The sequence below is a fragment of the Nocardioides terrigena genome (assembly GCF_003047265.1).
In the GTDB taxonomy this organism is placed as follows: Bacteria; Actinomycetota; Actinomycetes; order Propionibacteriales; family Nocardioidaceae; genus Nocardioides; species Nocardioides terrigena.
Genome location: NZ_PZYY01000075.1, coordinates 1 through 540 on the forward strand (window position 1 = coordinate 1; position 540 = coordinate 540).

The window sequence follows — 540 nt, forward strand, 5'->3', positions numbered from 1 at the left end:
GCCGCGATTACTGTTATATTCGGAACCGATACGCGCACCGAATGATCTGCCGTCTTTCAATAAATCTTTTGCCGATACCGTTTCCGCACGGATTACACCGTCCGTTATACCGATACCGGCACTGGCGGAACCGGCGCCCTTATCGATTTTAATCGATTTCACCATAGACGGATCCAGTTGGAAACGACCTTGGTGATACCACTGTTGAGTATTTGTCGAAGTATTATCGACAATCATACCGATACGATCTTGTCCTGATCCGCGAATCGAAATGTATTGTGCGGACACGCTACCTCCACCGACGTTAATGTCCGTACGATTAGCCAGTAATTCGCGCAGGTTACTGATATTTCTAGTATGATTCACCGTAGGTTGAGCTTGAACCTTCACCGTATCAAGTGTAGCTTGATTAGCTTCCGCATAGCCGGCGACGGCTAAACTAATTAAGCTTAATTTAAATATTGTTTTTTTATGCATTATGAGTCTCCTTTTAAAAAAGGTCTTAAGTTTAAATAAAAACAATTGTCATTTCAATTTATT

1 protein-coding gene is annotated in these 540 nt (G+C 42.2%); it reads right to left on the bottom strand.

Going from position 1 to position 540, the window contains the following annotated elements; all coding sequences use genetic code 11:
• Positions 1-477 (bottom strand): TonB-dependent receptor plug domain-containing protein (locus DAE25_RS22925; protein ID WP_159083941.1); only part of this gene is annotated, 477 nt, incomplete at its 3' end.
• Positions 478-540 lie beyond the last annotated feature (63 nt).